At 63.0% G+C, this 17,466-nt stretch carries 15 protein-coding genes and 1 tRNA gene; 4 read left to right on the plus strand and 12 right to left on the minus strand.

Annotated features, from left to right (window positions below; genetic code table 11):
* Positions 1-242 precede the first annotated feature (242 nt).
* The 3 genes from C0V72_RS14545 to C0V72_RS14555 are packed head-to-tail and all read right to left on the minus strand — an operon-like array spanning position 243 to position 6,091.
* Positions 243-1,679: an efflux transporter outer membrane subunit gene (locus C0V72_RS14545; protein WP_101794863.1), complete on the minus strand. Its 1,437-nt coding sequence runs from the start codon at positions 1,677-1,679 to the stop codon at positions 243-245.
* Complete coding sequence (locus C0V72_RS14550; protein ID WP_101794864.1) at positions 1,676-4,921, minus strand: efflux RND transporter permease subunit; 3,246 nt, start codon at positions 4,919-4,921, stop codon at positions 1,676-1,678. Before C0V72_RS14550 ends, C0V72_RS14545 begins: the two co-directional genes overlap by 4 nt.
* Before the next feature lie 3 nt (positions 4,922-4,924).
* The gene (locus C0V72_RS14555) at positions 4,925-6,091 is read right to left on the minus strand and encodes an efflux RND transporter periplasmic adaptor subunit (protein ID WP_101794865.1); all 1,167 of its coding nucleotides are present in this window, start codon (positions 6,089-6,091) and stop codon (positions 4,925-4,927) included.
* Between the two features lie 102 nt (positions 6,092-6,193).
* Here C0V72_RS14555 and C0V72_RS14560 point away from each other — a divergent pair, with 102 nt between their 5' ends.
* Positions 6,194-6,820, plus strand: coding sequence for a TetR/AcrR family transcriptional regulator (locus C0V72_RS14560; protein WP_101794866.1), 627 nt, complete (start codon positions 6,194-6,196; stop codon positions 6,818-6,820).
* An 18-nt stretch (positions 6,821-6,838) separates the two neighbouring features.
* Here C0V72_RS14560 and C0V72_RS16470 read toward each other — a convergent pair whose 3' ends face one another.
* The 8 genes from C0V72_RS16470 to aspS form a co-directional block, all read right to left on the minus strand.
* Positions 6,839-7,015, minus strand: a complete 177-nt coding sequence (locus C0V72_RS16470) for a hypothetical protein (protein WP_172439048.1) — start codon at positions 7,013-7,015, stop codon at positions 6,839-6,841.
* A gap of 86 nt (positions 7,016-7,101) precedes the next feature.
* Positions 7,102-7,178, minus strand: a tRNA-Met gene (locus C0V72_RS14565).
* A gap of 116 nt (positions 7,179-7,294) precedes the next feature.
* Positions 7,295-7,825 (minus strand): 2'-5' RNA ligase family protein, encoded by a 531-nt coding sequence (locus C0V72_RS14570; RefSeq protein ID WP_101794867.1) that lies wholly within the window; start codon positions 7,823-7,825, stop codon positions 7,295-7,297.
* Positions 7,826-7,846: 21 nt separating this feature from the next.
* Positions 7,847-8,809: an endolytic transglycosylase MltG gene (mltG, locus tag C0V72_RS14575; protein ID WP_101794868.1), complete on the minus strand. Its 963-nt coding sequence runs from the start codon at positions 8,807-8,809 to the stop codon at positions 7,847-7,849.
* Between the two features lie 5 nt (positions 8,810-8,814).
* Positions 8,815-10,074, minus strand: coding sequence for a beta-ketoacyl-ACP synthase II (fabF, locus tag C0V72_RS14580; RefSeq protein WP_101794869.1), 1,260 nt, complete (start codon positions 10,072-10,074; stop codon positions 8,815-8,817).
* Positions 10,075-10,236: 162 nt separating this feature from the next.
* Positions 10,237-10,473 (minus strand): acyl carrier protein, encoded by a 237-nt coding sequence (locus tag C0V72_RS14585; protein ID WP_101794870.1) that lies wholly within the window; start codon positions 10,471-10,473, stop codon positions 10,237-10,239.
* An 83-nt stretch (positions 10,474-10,556) separates the two neighbouring features.
* Positions 10,557-11,549 carry a tetratricopeptide repeat protein gene (locus C0V72_RS14590; protein ID WP_101794871.1) on the minus strand — a complete coding sequence of 331 codons (993 nt, stop codon included), beginning with the start codon at positions 11,547-11,549 and terminating at the stop codon, positions 10,557-10,559.
* Between the two features lie 112 nt (positions 11,550-11,661).
* Positions 11,662-13,452 (minus strand): aspartate--tRNA ligase, encoded by a 1,791-nt coding sequence (gene aspS / locus C0V72_RS14595; protein WP_101794872.1) that lies wholly within the window; start codon positions 13,450-13,452, stop codon positions 11,662-11,664.
* Positions 13,453-13,614: 162 nt separating this feature from the next.
* Between aspS and C0V72_RS14600 the strand changes: the two genes are divergently transcribed.
* The 3 genes from C0V72_RS14600 to C0V72_RS14610 all read left to right on the plus strand — a co-directional run bounded on the left by C0V72_RS14600 (position 13,615) and on the right by C0V72_RS14610 (position 16,984).
* Entirely contained in the window at positions 13,615-14,631 is a 1,017-nt protein-coding gene (locus C0V72_RS14600) for a hypothetical protein (protein WP_101794873.1), read from the plus strand.
* 214 nt (positions 14,632-14,845) lie between these two features.
* Positions 14,846-16,078, plus strand: coding sequence for a ribonuclease D (gene rnd / locus C0V72_RS14605; RefSeq protein ID WP_101794874.1), 1,233 nt, complete (start codon positions 14,846-14,848; stop codon positions 16,076-16,078).
* Positions 16,079-16,087: 9 nt separating this feature from the next.
* The gene (locus C0V72_RS14610; RefSeq protein WP_101794875.1) at positions 16,088-16,984 is read left to right on the plus strand and encodes a hydrogen peroxide-inducible genes activator; all 897 of its coding nucleotides are present in this window, start codon (positions 16,088-16,090) and stop codon (positions 16,982-16,984) included.
* 12 nt (positions 16,985-16,996) lie between these two features.
* Here the strand turns inward: C0V72_RS14610 and C0V72_RS16675 are convergent.
* Positions 16,997-17,466, minus strand: a 470-nt coding sequence (locus tag C0V72_RS16675; protein ID WP_233999970.1) for a hypothetical protein, incomplete at its 5' end; no start/stop codon positions are given.

Raw genomic sequence — 17,466 nt, forward strand, 5'->3', positions numbered from 1 at the left:
ATCCGATTATCTTGGCGACCAACGTAGCAGCAGAGGCAAAAGCCGGCAGCGCCGCGTCGGTGAGGGGCCTATATGGGCCACCTCAGATTCGGTCAACAGGATTCTCGCGCTTTTTTTCCCGGACACCATTTCGTTCGAGATTAGCATTTGGCGGCGCCCTCCTTCGCTACCAACAAACCAACCGTAGGAGAATCAAACAGCCTCAAAGCTGCTTGTGAAGGACAGCAAGATCCCATGCCCTTTCAGCTGCCGGGATCGGTTGCCCCGGCACCGCCGCCAAGCGATACGAACAAGGTTGCGCGGTTCTGCAGCCACGCCCGGCGGGTGGCCAGCAGTTGCTGCTCGGCACTGAACAGGTTGCGCTCGGCATCAAGCACTTCGAGATAGTCAGCCACACCCTCACGGTATCGCGACCGTGCAATCCGCGCGATTTCGGATTGGGCAATGCGCGCCCGTTCCAGCGTTGCGATCTGCTGGGCGAGATATTCGCGCCCCGCCAGCGCATCGGACACTTCGCGGAATGCCTGTTGAACGGTCCGATCATAATTTGCGACCTGTTCGACCTCCAACGCCTTGGCGAGATCGAGATTCGCCTCGCGCGTGCCGAAATCGAAGATCGGGAGCGAGATCGACGGACCAAAGCTCCAACCCAACCCGTCCTGGTCGAAAAGATTGCCGAGGCTACCCGACGTCAGTCCGGTATTGCCCGTCAGCGAAATCGACGGAAAGAACGCCGCCCGCGCCGCGCCGATATTGGCGCGAGCAGCGCGCAGCTGTTCCTCAGCAGCGACAATATCCGGTCGCGCCAGCAACAGTTCGGATGGCAGTCCTGCCGCCAGACGGCGCTCATCGGCTTGCACTGCGAGCGATAGTCCCGGCGGCAAGTCTTCCATCGTGTTGGCTCCCACCAACACCGCCAGCTGATTGCGCAATTGCGCCAGCGCGAGCCGTTCGCTGGCAATCTGCTGTTCGGCCTGGGTCAGCAGCGTTTCGGCCTGACGATAGGGCAGCGCGGACGTAACACCTGCATCAAGCCGCAGCTTGGCGATCTTCAGCCCTTCACGGCGGCTCGCAGCGGTCGCTTCGGCCAGTACGATCTGTTCTTCGGTCTCAATGATCTCGAAATAGGTCGTGGCCGTATCAGCTATGAGCGAAAGGTAGAAGGCCCGCTGGGTCGCTACCTCGGCGAGGTAAGTCGCCCGCGCCGCATCGCTGAGATTTTTGACGCGGCCCCAAAAATCGAGCTCGAAGGCGCTGACACCCACCCCGATATCGAAACGGTTGAAGGTGAAGGAAGACGGCAAATCACCGCCGCCAGCTGCAAACGCCGGGTTGCCGGCCGTGGCCTGCTGTGTGCGCGTGCCGCTGGCCGTGGCGACCAGATTGGGCAGGCGCCGGCTGTTCTCGATCCGAAAGCGCGCACGCGCCTGCTCGATCCGGGCGGTTGCAGCCATCAGGTCGCGGTTGTTTGCAAGCGCCGTGGCAATGAGGCTTTGCAGGCGCGGATCGCGATACCATTCACGATATGACAATTGCGACGCCACCACTGTGCCATCGGGCCGATATGAGGGATCGAACGCAGGCGCGCTCGCAAGGGCCGGACGGGTATCGTCCGGCGCCAGATTGACGCAGCCAACCAGCATTGCAGGGGCCAGCGCGAGGGGAATCAGGCGGTTCATTGGAGGGGCTCCCCATCCTTTTGCAAATCGGATGGCGGCAGCGGCTCCGTCCGTCCGCCCTCGCCCTTGCGACCGATGCGGCGGACCATCAGATAGAGCAGCGGGATCAGGAACACGCCCAGGACAGTGGCCGCGATCATGCCGCCCAGCACGCCCGTGCCAACGGCGACGCGGCTGGCCGCCCCCGCCCCGCTCGCCAGCACCAGCGGCACCATCCCCATCGCAAAGGCCAGCGAGGTCATGATGATCGGCCGCAGACGGAGCCGCGCAGCAGACTTCACCGCTTCGAGCGGGGCGATGCCGCGTTCTTCCTCCTCGATTGCGAATTCCACGATCAGAATCGCGTTCTTCGCCGCCAGACCGATGATGGTGATGAGACCCACGTTGAAATAGACGTCGGCGGAAAGTCCGCGCAGCATCGAAAACAGCACCGCGCCCAGCACGCCCATCGGCACGATCAGCAGCACAGCGAGCGGGATCGTCCAGCTTTCGTAAAGCGCCGCGAGCACGAGGAAGACGACCACTACAGAAAGGCCAAGCAACAACCCGATCTGCCCGCCCGCCTGCTTTTCCTCGAAGGAAATGCCGGTCCATTCATAGCCGATACCCGGCGGCAAGTCGCCGGCAAGCCGCTCCATCTCGGCCAGCGCAGCACCAGAGGATTCGCCGGGCGCGGCCATGCCCGACAGCGTCATGGCCGGATAACCGTTGTAGCGGGCAAGGCTGGCAGGCGCAGCAGACCATTCCGCCGAGGCGAAAGCGCCGAAGGGCACCAGTTCGCCCACAGCATTGGGAATGCGCAAGGCCAGCACATCATCGGGCGTCATGCGGAAGGGGGCATCGGCCTGAACCAGCACCTGCAACACCCGCCCTTCGCGGTTGAAGTCATTCGCATAAGCCGAACCGAAGGTGATCGAGAGCGCGGCATTGACCTCGGTCATCGAGAGACCCAGCGCACGGGCCTGCACCCGATCGATCTTGACCTTGACCTCGGGGCTCGGTCCCTGATCCTCGGGCCGCAAGCCTGTGATCAAGGAGCTTTGCGACGCTGCACCCAGCAGTTGGTCGCGTGCGGCAATCAGCGCCTCGCGCCCCAGCCCGGCGCGATCCTGCAGTTTGAGCGTGAAGCCGCTGGCCTGCCCAAGCGACTGGATCGCCGGGGGCTGAATGACAAAGGCGGTCGCCCCATCGTTCTGCATGAACAGGCCCATCGCGCGTTGCAGCAGAGATTCCGCGCTGCTTTCGGCAGCAGAGCGTTCGCCCCAGGGCTTGAGCGAGGCGAACATGAGCGCGTTGTTCTGGCCCTGCCCGAAAAAGCTGAAGCCGCGCACCACGACCAGGCTTTGCACCTCGTCCTGTGCAAGCCAGAAATCGGTGACGGGCTTCAGCGCCTCGTCCATCCGCTCCTCGGTGGCCCCGGGAGGGGCTTGCACTGCCGTGATGAGAAAGCCCTGATCCTCGGTCGGAAGGAACGCAGTCGGCAAGCGCACGAACAACAAGACAGTGACGGCGACCAACGCGAGGAAGACCGCCATGCCCCGCTTGGGAGCCGACAGGATGCGCGTGTTGGAGCGATCATATTTGCCCTCCATGCGGGCAAACCAAATGTTGAACTTGCCGAGGAAACGACCGACGAACCGGCCCGTTCGGGCGATCCAGCCGCGCCAGCCCGGCTGTTGCGGCATAGCTTCCCCCTGCCCCGCAGGTTCAGCCGCATGGGCGCCCCCATGCCCCTCGCCCGTAATCGGCTTGAGGAAGGTGGCACACAATGCCGGCGTGAGCGACAAGGCGAGAAATGCCGAGAAAAAGATCGCGATCGCCAGTGTTACCGAGAACTGGCGGTAGATGCCGCCCGTCGAACCGGGAAAGAACGCCATCGGCACGAACACCGCGATCAGCACCAGCGTGATGCCGATGATTGCGGTGGTGATCTGATCCATCGCCTTGCGCGTGGCCTCGAGCGGGGACAGCCCTTCCTCGCGCATGATCCGTTCGACATTCTCGATCACAACAATGGCATCGTCGACCAGAATGCCGATCGCCAGGACCATCCCGAACAGCGAAAGCACGTTGATCGAAAAGCCGAACAGCCACAGCCCCAGACATGCGCCTGCCAGCGCAATCGGCACCACCAGCGTCGGGATCAGCGTCGCGCGCCAGTTTTGCAGGAAGAGATACATGACGAGGAACACCAGCAGCATCGCCTCGACCAGCGTCTTGACCACCTCGTCCACCGACGCCTGCACGAAGGGCGTGGTGTCATAGGGGATCGACCATGTGACGCCGCTCGGCAGGCCGGATTCCAGCTCGGCCATACGCGCCTTTACGCCTTCGGCTGCGGCGAGCGCATTGGCTCCGGTGCCCAATTGCACGGCCATGCCAGCCATGGGCGCGTTGTTCAGCGTGGTGGAGGTAGCGTAGCTCTGCGCGCCGATTTCGATCCGGGCCACCTCGCCCAGCCGCACCACCGCAGCGCCCGTATTGGCGCGCAGGATGATATTCTCAAACTCCTCGACCGTCCGAAAACGGCCTTCGCTGGTAATCGTGGCCGTGATCTGCTGGCCGCGCGCGAGCGGTTTGGCGCCGATTGAGCCGCCTGCAATTTGCGCATTCTGCTCGCGGATAGCGTTCAGCACCGCGCTGGGCGACAGATTATATGACGCCAGCGCGTCGGGATCGAGCCAGATGCGCATCGCATAGGGCGAACCAAACAAGGTGACATCCCCCACGCCGGGCACGCGGCGCAGCTCGTCGATCACCTGACTGGACGCAATATTGCCCAAGTCGGTGCTGTTCAGATCGCCATTGGTTGAGGTCAGCGCGACAATCAGCAGGAACCCGGCATTGGCCTGCCGCACGGTAATGCCCTGCTGGCGGACCTCCTCAGGCAAGCGCGCCTCGACCGTGCTGAGGCGGTTTTGCACCTCGGTCTGGGCGATATCGATATCGGTTCCCGCCTCGAAGGTCAGCGTGATGCTGGCCGTGCCGTTCGATGCACTCGACGAGGCCATGTAGAGGAAGCCCTCAACCCCGTTGAGCTGTTGTTCGATCACCTGCGTGACGTTCTGTTCGAGCGTCTGTGCATCGGCACCGGGGTAGACCACGCTGATCGTCAGCGATGGGGGGGCGACTTCGGGATATTGCTCGATCGGCAGGGCGCGCAAGGCAATGATGCCGGCCAGCAGGATGCCAAGCGCCACCACCCATGCAAAGATGGGGCGATCAATGAAAAAGCGTGCCATGGATCAACGCGCCCCGGTGGGTTGCGCCGGCTTGGACCCCGCAGGCTGCTTGCCCCCAGCGGCCGCGCGAGCCGCCTTCACCGGCACGCCGGGCCGCAATTTCTGGAGGTTACTGGTGATCACCACATCGCCTGGCTTCAGCCCGCTTTCGACAATCCAGTTGCCACTAACCAGCGCGCCCAGCTTCACCGGACGCGGGGCAACCAGCCCCTTCGCATCGATGACGAACACTGAACCGCCCTGTTCGGACAGCGTGACGGCGCGCTGGGGAACGACGATCCCTTGCTTGCGCTCACCCACAAACAGCTTGGCCCTGACAAATTCGCCCGGCAGCAACAGCCCGGTGGGATTGGGAAACTCAGCGCGCAGGCCCACAGTCCCGGTTTCCTCGTCAACCGAGAAAGCCAGAAAGTTGATGTAGCCGGGGATGGGATATTCGCTGCCATCGGTGAAGGTGAGGCGAACCTCGACCCGGTCGTTGGCATCCAGCGCGATCTTGCCTGCACTGATAGCACGGCGGATCGCCAGAACCTCGCTCGCCGCTTGTGCGAAATTGACATAGACCGGCGCCGTCTGCTCGATCCGCGTCAGCAAGGTGCCTTCGGTCTGACTGACCAACGCGCCTTCCGTAATTTCCGCGCGCCCGGCCCGCCCGGCAATCGGCGCGCGGACCGTCGTGTAATTGAGCTGGAGCGATGCGGCCTCCACCTGCGCGCGGATCTGAGCGACATTCGCTTCGGCCTCGCGCGCGGTCGCCAGCGCGGCGTCATATTCCTGACTGCTGATCGCATTTTCAGCGACCAGCGGCTTGTAGCGTTCCACCACGGCGCGTGCATTGCGCTCGGTTGCGCGGGCGCGATCAAGGGCTGCCTGCGTCTGGGCATAGCTGGCCCGCAATTCGCGCGGATCGATCAGGAACAGCGGCTGGCCTTCTGAAACATTGGTGCCTTCCGTATAAAGCCGTTTCTGCACGATCCCGGTCACGCGCGCGCGCACTTCGGCCTGACGCACCGGTTCGACCCGGCCCGGCAGTTCAATCACGTTGGGGATGGTTTGACCGGCGATGGTGACAGTCTGCACTTCAATCGGCTGAGGTGCAGGCGGCGCCTGTTCGCCTGAGCACGCAACGATCAGGAAGCAGGCGGCAATGCCGGTGCAGAGGCGCATCATCGGGAGAGGTCTTTCATTTAGTAGTTTTATTGCAACTGCGAAGGTGTAATGATCATTACACCAATGTCAATCACCCCGACGCCAAGGAGGCAAAATTGCATCATGGACGCCCCGTCTGACACGTTGCGACTCGACCGGCGCAGAGCTGCAATCATTGGCGCAGCGCGTCATCTGTTCATTGAACAAGGTTACGAACGCACGACTCTGGGACAAATCGTCACCCGCGCCGGCGGTTCGCTGGCGACAGTCTACAAACTGTTCGGCAACAAGGACGGGCTGCTGGAGGCGGTGATCCGCGAAAATGTGGCGTCAGGCGAAACGCTCGTCCGCGACGCCGAGGCTGCGCAATTGTCTCCGGCAGACACATTGCGCCGGATCGCCGAAGGGCTTCATGAACAATTTCTTGATCCCGAAGTCATCGCGCTCGTCCGCATCGTCATCGCGCGCAGCATCAGCGAACCACAATTCGCGCGGCAATTCTTCGAACGAACAGCCAACCGCACCCGCGACGCGATCGCCGCCTTATTTGCCCGGTGGCAAGGCGGCGGTGTAGCCATGAACGGCTCACCAGAATTTCTTGCTGAAATGTTCATGGGTTTATTCGTCAGCGACCTGCAAACACAGGCTATCAGCCATGGCGCGGCGGGCGGCCAAATGCCTGAGCGCCTCCACGATCGCACTGATTTCTTCATCAGGGCAGCGGACCTTTCATCCAAAACCCATCGCTGATTCCCGTAAGCAGCACCCTCATTCGGTGTTGGCCAGGCTTGGATTACGCCAGACAACGATCATGATCTTTGCAAAGCCGAAATCCTGGAAGCGCAATGGCAACGCACGCGCGAGCGCGAAAACGCCCAGCTGACCGACCTGATGATCATCAGGCCAAACGATCGTCCGCTTAACGATAGGGATGGGCCGCCACATGCTGCAAGGAGCGGGAAAACCGATCGGGCCTGGGCCTTCCACTGAAGGCAATTGCTCGGCAAGAACCAGACCAGGAATGACTTGGTTGGTAGCGGAGGAGGGACTCGAACCCCCGACACGCGGATTATGATTCCGCTGCTCTAACCGGCTGAGCTACTCCGCCCCGTGGGCATCCGGCGCTGCTTGGCTTTCCGGATTCGGCTCCGGGTGTCGGCCCGGGCGAGGCGCGCCAATAGGGCGGCCTTGGCGCTCGGTCAAGCCTTCGTTGGTGCCTCGCGGTTACAGCCTTTCACGACCGCGAAAAGCGCAGGTCTTGATCCGCTCCCACGGCCCGCCGCGATAGCGATGCAGCTCCAGTGCGGGGAAGATGAAGCGCCCTTTGGCCACCCATGGTGTAAGCACCGGCCCCAGGCTGGCTTGCAACGCGCGCGCCTCGTCCTTGGTCACCTTGTTCTGAATGGTGATGTGCAGGCGCGGTTCGTGCAGGTCTTGCGATGTCAGGCTACCGTGGAAATGCTCGGCGATCATGGCCCGCAAGGCGAGCAGCTGCGGCGCCTCGAGCGCGATGGCCGTGCCCTTCCCCAGATCCATCACCCCCTTAACCGCGCCGGTCGGGGCGGCAAACTCAGCCGCGATGCGCGGAAGGAAGTCCTGCAACTCGTCCAGCAACGATGGCGCAAAGGCGTGGAACAGCGTGACATGGGCGTGGAGGTGGTTCCGTTCGGAAGGGTAATGCGCGCGGCGCAGGCCCTCGGCAAAGCCCTGAAGGTCGGGCGGCAGGACAGCGGTGAGGATGAAGGGATCAGCCAAGCGCTAACCCGCCGCGCTGCATCACATCTCGCCCCGCTCGCGGCGGATCGCATACCACTTCGCCACATTCGCGTTGTGCTCTGCCAGCGTCGCGGCAAACCAGTGCCCGCCAGTGCCGTCGGCGACCATGAAAAGCGCGCCGGTGCTTTCGGGGTTCAGCACGGCTGCGATACTGGCGCGGCCCGGATTGGTGATGGGACCTTCGGGCAGGCCAACGCGGGTGTAGGTGTTGTAACCGTTGACCGCGGCGATTTCCGACTGGCGGATGCGGCGGCCCAGTGGTTTTCCCTTGGTCACCGGATAAATGATTGTGGGATCGGCCTGAAGCATCATCCCGGTCTTCACCCGGTTGGAGTAAAGCCCGGCCACCATGCGGCGTTCTTCGGGCTTGCCAGTCTCTTTCTCGACGATCGAGGCAAGGATCAGCGCATCGCGCATGGTGTCGACCGCGATGCCGGGGCTGCGCTTGCCCCATTCTTCGGCCAGCGCCTTGTCCATCGCGGCCTGCATCTGTTCGACGAGACTGGCGCGCGATTGTCCGCGTTCAAAGGCGTAGGTGTCGGGCAGGATCGAGCCTTCCGGCGGCACCGCAACCTCGCCTGTCAGCAGCGGTTCGGCCATCAGCCGCTCCCACACCAGGATCGAGGGCATGCCTTCGGGGATCGTCACGAAGCGGCGGATCACATCGCCCGACTGGAAGGCTGCGAGGATATCGGCCTGGCTCATGTCGGGGGTCAGAAGAAACTCGCCTGCCTGGATCGGCGTGTCGGAACCGAACACGCGGGCTTGCAACATGAAGCCGGACGCCGAGGAAATCAGGCCCTCGGCCTCAAGCTTATCCGCGACCGCTGCGACCGAAGACCCGGCAGGGATGGTGAAATTGGTGTCCTTGCCGACCGTCGCCGATCCAAGAAACACCCACGCCAGCACCAGCCCGGCTGCCACCAGACCGGCCAGAGCCAGCAGCAACCGGAACAGGCGCATCGCTATCAGTCGACCTTCTGCATTATGATCGAGGCATTGGTGCCGCCAAAGCCGAAGCTGTTGTTGAGCACGGCGCGCACTTCGCGCTTTTTCGCCACCAGCGGGACCAGATCGATGCCTTCGGTGCCTTCGTCAGGATCATGCAGGTTGAGCGTCGGCGGGACAATCTGGTCGCGCATCGCGAGGATGCAGAAGATCGCCTCGACCGCGCCCGCACCGCCCAGAAGATGGCCGATGGCGGACTTGGTCGAGGACATCGAAGCCCCGCCCAGCCCTTCGCCCAGCACACGCTTGATCGCGGCGAGTTCGATGGTGTCGGCCATCGTGCTGGTGCCGTGGGCGTTGATGTAATCAATATCGCCCGGCCCGAGGCCCGCCTTCTTGAGCGCCATGCGCATCGCCAGTTCCGCGCCCTTGCCTTCGGGATGCGGAGCGGTGACGTGATAGGCGTCGCCCGACAGGCCGTAGCCGGTCACTTCGGCATAGATCTTCGCGCCGCGCGCCTTGGCGCGTTCGTATTCTTCGAGCACGATCACGCCCGCGCCCTCACCCATGACGAAGCCGTCACGGTTGCGGTCGTAGGGGCGGCTGGCTTCGGTCGGGCGATCATTCATGCTCATATTGAGCGCGCGCGCCTGCGCAAAGCCGGCAATGCCGAGCGGGTTGACGGTGCTTTCCGCCCCGCCCGCCAGCATGATGTCGGCATCGTCCGCCATAATCATCCGCGCCGCATCACCAATCGAATGCGCGCCGGTGGAGCACGCGGTCACGACCGCGTGGTTCGGCCCCATGAAACCGTACTTGATCTGCACTTGTCCGGTGATGAGGTTGATCAGCCGCCCGTGCACGAAGTGCGGGCTGACCCGGCCGGGGCCGCGTTCGTGCAGATTGACACTCTCGATTTCGATCCCCGGCAGGCCGCCGATGCCCGACCCGATCGAGCAGCCGGTGCGCTCTTTTTCGGCCTGGGTCATGTCGAGAAGGCCCGCGTCTTCCAGCGCCTGCCCGGCGGCATCAATGCCATAGACGATGAAGGGATCGACCTGGCGCTGGACCTTGTGATCCACGCGCTTGTCGGGATCGAAGCCCCACGGATGATCCTTGCCCTTCACCTCGCAGGCGATGGTGCATTTCTGGTTCGAGGCATCGAACCGGGTGATCTGGCCCGCCCCGCTTTCCCCTGCAATCAGGTTAGCCCACGTCGTTTCGACATCGGCTCCCAACGGGGTGACGAGGCCAAGCCCGGTTACAACCACACGGCGCATTCGCGTTCTCCGATAAAGCAACAGGCCCAACCCGGTAAGGGCTGAGCCTGTCTAGGCCCTGATCCGCGCTCCCGGCAATTTGCTGCCTTGGGAAACACCGCAATCGTACCCTCGCGGGCAAGATTTCGATCAGCGCGGATGCCGGGGCATCGCTGGCGGGCCTTAGCCCTTGTTTTCTTCGATGTACTTGGTCGCGTCACCCACAGTGGTGATCTTCTCGGCCGCATCGTCGGGAATCTCGACGCCGAATTCTTCTTCGAACGCCATCACCAGTTCAACGATATCGAGGCTGTCTGCACCAAGATCGTCGATGAAGCTTGCATCCTGAGTGACCTTATCGGCTTCGACGCCGAGATGCTCGACGACAATCTTTGCCACCCGGTCGGCAGTATCGCTCATGTTATTCCCTCTACGGATTGGGTTTGGGTAATGTCGCGTCCGCCCTAAAGAAGGGTGCGGGGATACGCAAGTGGGCATGACAGTCAGCGCGCGTCCACCCCATCGTGGATCGCAAGCTGGCGTTCGGCCCGCAGGCGCGACGCGATCCGGCGCAGGCCATCTTCCGGCTCAAGCTTGCGGGGGCTGATCGCTAGCACAGTCTCGTAACTTTGCGTCGCCGCATCCAGATCGCCGCTGCTTTCATGGCACAGCCCGATATTGAACAGCACAGTGATGTCTTTGGGATTGTTCGCTTCAAGCGCCGCAAAGGCATCGCAGGCGGCGCCGACGTCGGTCTTGGTCAGGCGCAGTGCGTTGCGGAACGCCTGATGATCCTCCTTGGCGATCCCGCTGCGGCTTTCGAGCACGCGGATGTCTTCGGCCCGGTAGGTTGGCGCGATATCGGTGCGCACCCCCTGGGCAAAACGGCCAGCCAGCTCTTCGATCATCGAATCGACCGAAGGACTTCCCTGCTCGTCCTTGCAAAAGCGGCGGCTGACCGTCAGCGTATCGGTTTTCGCATAAAGCAGATCACCATTGCGGGCGACCAGCCGGACTTCAGGGCGCATCGTCACGTTACGTGCGCGGCACGGGTAGTTGACCTTTTTCTTCTCGGTGCATTTGCCGCGATTGTCTCGGACCGCGCATTCCTCGACCTCTTTTGTGCCGGAATCGGTATCGCGCACTTCAACTTCGGCGATGCCGCGCATCACAGCCTCGCCGTTGCCCCGCCCTCCCCTCGGGTCGGCATCCCGGTCATAGCGGTAGCTGTCGCCAAACAGGGGATCGCTGAAAGTCACCTGAAAATAGGGGCGCCGCTCGATGATTGCCCCGCGCAGGGCGGAATCGATCGAAAAGGCCACCCGTTCGCCGCCCCGCCCGGCAAAGCCAGCAATTGTGATTGTCTGGGCCCGCGAGGGCGCGTCAGTTTCAGCGGCATAGATCCCTTCAACCGGGAGCGTTTCCGCCTGCGCCACGGCCGAATACGCCAGCCCCGCCGCACACAACCCTGCTCTCAACCACAGCTTCGCTGTCATCGCGCCCTTCCCCCAGCTTTCCCCGCAAGCCTCAATCTGCCTGTTTTTTTGCAGCCTTCGCTCACAAAAACAACCGGCAAAACCAATCGGCAACCGCGCTGCGGGGCCGGGGTTAGCTGGCGGGTTTTACCGGCGGTTCAACCACGCGCAAATGCAGTTCGCGCAAGGACCGCGGCTCAGCCGGCGAAGGCGCGCCCATCAGCAGATCCTCGGCGCGCTGGTTCATCGGGAACAGCGAGATTTCGCGCAGGTTCTTCGCGCCGCACAGCAGCATGATGATGCGGTCGACGCCTGCGGCCATGCCTCCGTGCGGCGGCGCGCCGTACTGAAAGGCGCGGTACATCCCGCCAAAGCGTTCCTCCACGTCCGCCTTGCTGAGGCCGACGATCTCGAAGGCCTTCACCATCGTTTCGGGCATGTGGTTGCGGATCGAGCCGGAAGCGATTTCATAGCCGTTGCAGACCAGATCGTACTGGAACGCCTTGATAGTGAGCGGGTCCTGCCCGTTGAGCGCGTCAATCCCGCCCTGCGGCATCGAGAAGGGGTTGTGGCTGAAATCGACCTTCTTTTCGTCCTCGTTCCATTCGTAGAACGGGAAGTCGACGATCCAGCACAGTTCGAAGCGGCTCTCGTCGATGAGCCCGAGCTCCTCGCCCACACGGATGCGCGCCGCGCCCGCCAGCTTGGCGGCGTCGGCTTCCTTGCCCGCGGCGAAGAACAACCCGTCATTCTCGCCAAGTCCGAGTTCGGCGTAGAGTTCCGCCATCCGGTCAGGTCCGTGGTTCTTGGCGATCGGCCCGCCGAATTCGCCGCCCTTGCGGGTGACATAGCCGAGGCCCGCATAGCCTTCCTTGCGCGCCCAGTCGTTCATGTCGTCAAAGAACTTGCGGCTCTTTTCGTGTGTCGCGGGCGCAGGGATCACGCGGACGACACCGCCACCGCCAACGATCTTTTCGAACAGGCCAAAGCCGGACTGGGTGAAGTGCGAGGACACATCGCTAATGATCAGCGGGTTGCGCAGATCCGGCTTGTCGCTGCCGTACTTGAGGATCGCCTCATCATAGGGGATGCGCGGAAATTCACCCGCCGGGGTCACGGCCTTGTCGCCCGCAAACGCCGCAAAGGTGCCCTGGATCACGGGCTCCATCGTCTCCCACACTTCTTCCTGGGTGACGAAGCTCATTTCCAGATCGAGCTGGTAGAATTCACCCGGCAGGCGGTCAGCGCGGGGGTCTTCATCGCGGAAGCAGGGGGCGATCTGGAAATAGCGGTCGAAGCCCGCCACCATCAGCAGCTGCTTGTACTGCTGCGGCGCTTGGGGGAGCGCGTAGAACTTGCCCGCATGGATGCGGGAAGGCACGAGGAAGTCGCGCGCGCCTTCGGGGCTGGACGCAGTGAGGATCGGGGTTGAAAACTCGTTGAAACCGGCTGCGTTCATTCGCTGACGCATGTCCGCGATCACCGCCACGCGGGTCATGATGTTGGCATGCAGCGTCTCGCGCCGCAAATCGAGGAAGCGGTACTTGAGGCGAATGTCCTCAGGATAGGGCTGTTCGTCAGCCACCGGCAGCGGCAGTTCTTCTGCCGTGCTGAGCACCGTGATGGCGCGCGCATAAACTTCGACCTCACCCGTGGCGAGGCGCGGGTTCACCGTTTCGGCCGAGCGCGCCTTCACGTCGCCCTCGATGGTGATGACCGATTCCACGCGCAGCCGATCAAGCACAGCCAGTGCCGGCGAATCTGCATCGGCCACGATCTGAGTGATGCCGTAGTGATCGCGCAGATCGACGAACAGCAGTCCGCCAAAGTCGCGCTTGCGATGCACCCAACCCGACAGGCGGACGGTTTCGCCCACGTGGGTCGAGGAAAGCTGGGCGCAGGTGTGCGTGCGATAGGGGTGCATTGGCGGTGGTGTTCCGGAACTACAGGAAAGTGGTGGCGCGCCTCTAGGCGAGAGGGGCAGACAAATCCAGTGGGGGTATGTGCGGGGACAGCGCGTTGATCGTAACCCGATGGAAAGATGCATAGTCTAAGTCCGTCGGCGAGACTTTGGAGACCCCCCACCATGCAACGGGCTTTTGCCAACCGGGACGAACAACGGACTTTCCGTGACGAGCTGGAACAGATGCTGCGCCGGGGCGAGCCCGAGGCAGCACTTGAAAGGGCACGCAGCCGTCTGCGAGAGGTGGCAGGTGCCAGCCCGCGACTATCCGAGCTCGCCCTGAACACCCATCCCCACCAAATCGCTTTGTCCGGCTGGGACGCACTCGCCGCGTCCATCCTTTCGGCAGAGGAACACGGCAACAAGTCCGTGACCGCAATCGGCATCGATTTCAGCTGGCCGGGCCACTTTGCCAGCACCATCAAGAACGGCAAGACCGTGCTTGATTTCGACGCCCAGGGCGGTTTCACCCCCGTGCTTGAAACAAACTATTTCGGCGACTTGCGCGAGGTGAAGTTTTCCACGGCGACCCGCTCCGATATCCTCGCCGGGTACAGCGCCAGCGGATCAGAATGGCAGGGCGGCTTTATCGACATTGACAACCTGATCGGTGTGACGGGCATGGATGCCCTTTACGGCGCCGTTCAGTCTTCCAGCCCTGCCGAGGCCGACAGCGCCGAGAGTGATGCAAGCGTGATCAGCGCCTGCATCAGCGCCATACTCCTCCACCTTGCGGTCAAACGGCATATCGAAGCCGAAGGACTTCCAAAGCCCATGGCGGTTCTTGTGGGCAGCAACGAGGACTTTCCCTTCTTCGATGCGCCAGTGATGTCGGTCGACGAATCCCGCGCCTACGTCCGCCCTGCATCGCCCGCACGGCCGCAGGCGCCGTCGCAGCGTGCCGGGTGGCAGCGCAGCGAGCCTCCGCGCGGCGAGACCCAGCGCGAACGCGTCCGGCCCGAACGCTACGAACAGCCGCGTCAGAACGCGGGCAGTTTCGGCGATTCCGAGGATCTGGCCGCCATCGCCCGGGTCGCAGAGTCCCAGCTTCGCCACGTGCGCAAGCCGAAGGATATCCTCCCCGCGCTCGGCACCGTCGGGCTGTTCGCGCTCACGCAATATCTCGGCAAGCGCAAATAGCCGGGAGGAAACTGTGCGAAAGCGCCCCAGCGGCGCTTATGCGGTTTTCATTTTCGGCCTATGACGCTAGGGCGCGCATCGCGCGGCTGGCCGGGGTTCCCCCCGCCGCCGCCGCGCGCCAACAGGGCAGGCCCGAGCCGGATCAAGCGGCACGGGCGCAAACTGGGTTCGAACCCGAGGGCGGCACTCCGCCTGCTAGACACGAAAAGATGACATGAAAATCCATCCGCTGATTACCACGACCGAGGCCCTCTCCGATCTTTGCGGCCGGCTCGCTAAATCCGATTTTGTCGCAGTCGATACCGAATTCATGCGCGAAAACACCTATTGGCCCGAATTGTGCCTGGTGCAGATCGCCAATACCGAAGAAGCCGCCGCGATCGATCCGATGGCGGACGGCATCGACCTTACCCCGCTGCTCGACCTGATGTGCGAGAACGAGGATGTGCTGAAGGTATTCCACGCGGGCGGGCAGGATGTCGAAATCATCGTCAATCTGACTGGCAAGACCCCGCATCCCATCTTCGACACCCAGATCGCGATGATGGCGATCAGCCAGTCCGAACAGATCGGCTATGCCAACCTCGTCGAAACATGGATGGGTCTGACCATCGACAAGGGCGCGCGCTTTACCGACTGGAGCCGCCGCCCGCTGACGGATCGCCAGATCGAATATGCCATTGGCGATGTGACGCATCTGGCCACAATTTTCCCGCGCATCCTGAAAAAGCTGATCAAGACCGGGCGCGGGCTGTGGCTGGATGCCGAGATGGAAAAGCTCGCCGATCCGTCGAACTATCTCACCGATCCCGGCCTTGCGTGGAAGCGTATCCGCCAGCCGGGGCGCAATCCGCAGGTGCTCGGCCGGATGAAGGCTCTTGCCGCCTGGCGCGAGAGCGAGGCGCAGCACAAGAACATCCCGCGCGGCCGGATCATGCGCGACGAGACGCTCGCCGATGTCGCCAGCCATCCGCCCAAGACACAGGCCGACCTCGCCAAGGTGCGGGGGCTTTCTGCCGCATGGAAGGACAATGACATCGGCAAGCGCCTGATGAAGGTGCTGGCCGAAGCCGAGCCGCTGCCCAAGTCCGAAATGCCCGAAAAGATCAAGCAGGGCGCACCGCTGGGCAAGGAAGGCGCACTGGTGGCGGACCTCCTCAAGCTGCTGCTGAAAATCCGCGCCCGCGAGATTGACGTCGCCCCCCGCCTGCTGACCCGCGCTGACGAGATGGAGGCGCTGGCCGCAGGGGTCCGCGATCTGCCGGTGCTGCAAGGCTGGCGGTTCGAGGTGTTCGGCAAGGACGCGCTCGATCTGGTCGAAGGCAAGCTGGCTTTCGCAGTGGAAAAGGGGCGGCTCAAGATGACCCACATTGATGATGTCGTGGTGTCTACCCCTGCGCCTGCCCCTGGGGCCGAGCCCGCGCCTGCCCATCTGGCAGCGGAGTAAGCCAGCCCCGTGTCAACCTATCTGCCCACCATCAAGCAGTTGCAATATCTGGTCGCGCTTTACGAGCACGGGCATTTCGGCAAGGCCGCAGATGCCAGCTTCGTCTCGCAATCAACCTTGTCGGCCGGGATTCGCGAGCTGGAGTCGCTGCTGGGCGTCACGCTGGTCGAACGCAGCCGCCGGGTCGTGCGGTTCACTGCGCTCGGCGAACAGGTTGTGGCCAAAGCAGGCCGACTACTGCGCGAGGCTGAGGAACTGGCTGATCTGGTGCAGGCCTCCGGCAAGCCGCTGTCGGGCGAATTGCGCATGAGCGTCATTCCCACCATCGCCCCTTTCATGCTGCCGCGCGTGTTACCGCGCCTGCGCCGCGATCGGCCCGATCTCAAGCTGCTGCTGCGCGAGGAGACGAGCCACGATGCGCTCGAATCGCTGACCCACGGCAGGGTCGATTGCGTGTTGCTGGCTTTGCCGTTCGACACCGGCGATGCCACCATTGCGCATATCGCCCGCGACCGGCTGTTCATCGCCTTTCCGAAGGATGATCCGCGCGATCCGCCGCCCACCATATCGCCTGATATGATCGATCAGGGGCGGCTCATGCTGCTGGAAGATGGCCACTGTCTGCGCGACCATGCGCTGGCGGCCTGCAACCGCGCCGAACTGCGCGCCAGTGCCGCGATGATCGGCACGTCCCTGCACACGCTGGTGCAACTGGTGGACAATGACTTGGGGCTGACCATGCTGCCGGAAATGGCGCTGAAGGCGGGCATTCTCAACGGCACTCAGGTGGTCGCGCGTCCGGTCGACAGCCCGACAGCCCACCGCGAAATCGTGCTGGCCTGGCGCAAGAACTCGCCGCGCGAAGCCGATTTCCTGCTGCTGGCCGAGGAACTACGCGCCGGTTAACGCTGTGGCCGCCTAGCATTCGACCAAGGCAAGGCTCATCGCCAGGCCGGTGCCGAGCGCCATGCGCACCTTGCGCGGCGGAAGCGTGAAGCGCCCCCGCCTGCGTCCCAGCCGGGTTTTGGCTGCGGCTGCACCGTCCGATGCGGCGAGGCCCATCATCCGGTCGATCTGGCGATGTTCGATATCATCGACCAGAATGTGGACATCCTCGGCCAGCATCTCAGCATCGCCGATCAAGGCTGACGCACGGGCATAATCGCCTTGTGCTATTGCATGCTGCGCATCGCGCTGAAGTTTGCGCGCATGATCTGCCAATTGCCCGACATAAGCGCCAGGTTCGCTTGAAGCATCCGATCCCATATTCGGCAGTTTAACCCAAATGAACAGACCTGTTGCGAAAGTGGGGATTAGGGGATTCCCGTTTGGCGTAAAATCTGATTCACGCTTTGGATGCAGAGGTTTTGCGCTGAGCGGCTGATAGG

It is taken from the genome of Porphyrobacter sp. TH134, from assembly GCF_002855495.1.
Classification (GTDB): Bacteria; Pseudomonadota; Alphaproteobacteria; order Sphingomonadales; family Sphingomonadaceae; genus Erythrobacter.